Raw genomic sequence first — 2,220 nt, 5'->3', positions numbered from 1 at the left:
CCTGCCGCCTCTGCACCGTGCATTGCTACAAACCGCAGATGAAGGAGCGGATGAAGAAGGTGATGCGCTATGCCGGTCCGCGGATGTTGCTCTATCATCCGATAGCGGCTGTCCGACATTTGTGGAGGGAGTATTTCTCGAAATAGACGCCGCACGTCTGATGGTAAAATAAATCACCACAAATTATACAGATCTGCATAGAATAAGATAAAAATATGCAACACCCTGAATAATCCGTGGTGAATATCGAAAAACGCCGTAGCGAGAGGCTTAATTGAAGTAGTACAAGAAAACGGCCACACCTTCGAGGGCTTTCTTCTTCTCGCCCTCAATCTCGATGGCAAACTTGATTTCGGCTTTGGCCACACCGCGCAGATTGGCCAGCGATTGCAGATCGGCCACCAGACGGATGCGCTGACCCGAAAGAACTGCCTGTCCGAACTTCATCTTCTCCATGCCATAGTTGATCATCATCTTCAGGTTGTTCACCTCGATGATCTGACCCCACAAGTAAGGCAGCATCGAAAGGGTGAGATACCCGTGCGCGATGGTGCTGTGGAAGGGACTCTCCACCTTAGCACGCTCGGTGTCGACGTGAATCCACTGATGGTCGAGCGTAGCGTCAGCAAACAGATTGATGCGCTCCTGCGGCAATTCTACATAGTCGGACACGCCGATGCGCTGTCCTACCAATTTTTCAAAATCCTCGTACGAATTGATAACAACTTTTTCCATAAATTTCTTTTTAGATTTATAACGGCCAGCAAATATCGCCTTTTTTCGCCAAAAGCCAAAAGATAAGCGCAAGGATATACCCGATAAAAGTCAATTTTGGCGTATATTTGCACAAAGTCCGCCCACGGAAGAAGATGAAAGCCGGCGGACGCCAAACTTCTGAAGAACCGAAAAAAATGATAACGCAAAAAGAATTTACCCTGACGCCCCACCGGAGGGGCTTCCACCTGGTGACCGACGAAATAGTGCGCAATCTGCCGCCCCTGCCCGAAGCGGGGCTGCTGCATCTGTTCATCAAGCACACATCGGCCGCGCTGAGCATCAACGAGAATGCCGACCCCGACGTACAGACGGACATGGCAGCCATTTTCGACCGCCTGGTGCGCGAACGCGAACCCTACTACCAACACACCTGCGAGGGCGACGACGACATGCCGGCGCACGCCAAATCGACGCTGGTGGGCGCCTCGATCACCATCCCCATCAGCCACGGACGCCTGAACATGGGCATCTGGCAGGGCATCTACCTGTGCGAGTTCCGAAACCGAGGCGGAGGAAGGCGGATTGTGGCGACGGTCGTTGGATAAATGAAAAAAAATGAAGAATTTCTAACGAATAACCGACCTGCGACAACCACTCGTAACTCGTAACTCATAACCCATAACTCGTAGCTCGTAGCTTGTAGCTCGTAGCTTGTAACTAAACAATGAAGAAAGCTATTATTATCGGAGCCACATCGGGCATAGGGCTCGAAGTGGCACGGCTGTTGCTTCGGCAGGGATGGCGCATCGGCGTGGCCGGACGGCGCGAAGAGGCTTTACAAGCGCTGCGTAGCACGGCGCCCGAACGGGTGGAGACGGCACGCATCGACGTCACCCGCGACGATGCTCTCGAACGTCTGAGGGCGCTCATCGACCGGCTGGGCGGCATGGACCTGTTCTTCCTCAGCTCGGGCATCGGCTATCAGAATCCGACGCTCGACCCCGACATCGAACTACGCACGGCGCGCACCAACGTCGAGGGCTTCACCCGCATGACGACAGCTGCTTTCGACTACTTCAGGCAACAGCAGACCGAGGGCCGACTGCCGAGCGAGGGCGGACACATCGCCGTCATCAGCTCCATCGCAGGCACCAAGGGGCTGGGAGCCGCACCGGCTTACTCGGCCACCAAACGCTTTCAGAACACCTACATCGACGCTCTGGAGCAGCTGGCCCGCATGCAGCACCTGCGCATCTGCTTCACCGACATCCGTCCGGGCTTCGTAGCGACCGACCTGCTGCGAGGTGGCAACTACCCCATGCTGATGCGTCCTGAGCGCGTAGCACAGCACATCGTAAGGGCGCTGGAGCAACGCAAACGGGTGGCCATCATCGACGTTCGCTATCGGCTGCTGGTGTTCTTCTGGAGGCTCATTCCACGGACGATATGGAAGCGAATGCCGGTAGGGAGAAAAAATGAAGAATGAAGAATTAAGAATGAAGA

4 protein-coding genes are annotated in these 2,220 nt (G+C 54.7%); 3 read left to right on the top strand and 1 reads right to left on the bottom strand.

Annotated elements, in window-relative coordinates:
• A partial coding sequence (locus QVP67_RS13475; protein ID WP_288180217.1) for a nitrous oxide-stimulated promoter family protein occupies positions 1 to 146 on the top strand: 146 nt, incomplete at its 5' end.
• A 124-nt stretch (positions 147 to 270) separates the two neighbouring features.
• On the opposite strand, the gene QVP67_RS13470 is transcribed toward QVP67_RS13475, so the two are convergent.
• Complete coding sequence (locus QVP67_RS13470) at positions 271 to 735, bottom strand: MaoC family dehydratase (protein WP_022164086.1); 465 nt, start codon at positions 733 to 735, stop codon at positions 271 to 273.
• 176 nt (positions 736 to 911) lie between these two features.
• Here QVP67_RS13470 and QVP67_RS13465 point away from each other — a divergent pair, with 176 nt between their 5' ends.
• Both QVP67_RS13465 and QVP67_RS13460 read left to right on the top strand, forming a co-directional pair.
• Positions 912 to 1,322: a secondary thiamine-phosphate synthase enzyme YjbQ gene (locus tag QVP67_RS13465; RefSeq protein ID WP_288180216.1), complete on the top strand. Its 411-nt coding sequence runs from the start codon at positions 912 to 914 to the stop codon at positions 1,320 to 1,322.
• A gap of 119 nt (positions 1,323 to 1,441) precedes the next feature.
• Positions 1,442 to 2,203, top strand: a complete 762-nt coding sequence (locus tag QVP67_RS13460) for an SDR family NAD(P)-dependent oxidoreductase (RefSeq protein ID WP_022164084.1) — start codon at positions 1,442 to 1,444, stop codon at positions 2,201 to 2,203.
• Positions 2,204 to 2,220 lie beyond the last annotated feature (17 nt).

The sequence above is a fragment of the Bacteroides sp. CAG:633 genome (genome assembly GCF_000435115.1).
GTDB classification, from domain to species: domain Bacteria; phylum Bacteroidota; class Bacteroidia; order Bacteroidales; family Bacteroidaceae; genus Bacteroides; species Bacteroides ndongoniae.
The sequence above is the reverse complement of the archived record's forward strand: the minus strand, read 5'-3'. Positions and strand labels throughout refer to the sequence as shown.